We start from the raw sequence: 400 nt of genomic DNA on the forward strand, positions 1-400 counted from the left end.
ACCGACCCCCAAGGCAACATCGTCAGCCTGAGCTACGACCTGCGCGGCCGCAAGACGCAAATGGTCGACCCCGACATGGGCACCTGGACCTATGAGTACAACGCCTTCGGCGAACTGACCAGGCAGACCGACGCCAAGGGGCAGGTCACCAGCATGGCGTACGACAAGCTGGGCCGCATGACCAGCCGCGCCGAAGCCGACCTGACGAGTACCTGGAGCTACGACAACTGCGCCAAGGGCATCGGCAAGCTGTGCAGTTCGACGGCCGACAACGGCTACCTCAAGACCAATACCTACGACAGCCTGGGCCGCGGCAGCAGCACAACGACCACAATCGACACGGCCTACACCAACAGCGCCACCTATGACGCCAACGGCCGCATCAACACCATCACGTACC

The 400-nt window shown here is 63.0% G+C and carries 1 pseudogene; it reads left to right on the forward strand.

From position 1 onward, the window contains the following. Nucleotides 1-400: pseudogene (locus tag RV1423_RS28270) on the forward strand (type IV secretion protein Rhs); the annotation flags it as partial.

It is taken from the genome of Herbaspirillum sp. RV1423 (genome assembly GCF_000577615.1).
Lineage (GTDB): Bacteria > Pseudomonadota > Gammaproteobacteria > Burkholderiales > Burkholderiaceae_D > Herbaspirillum.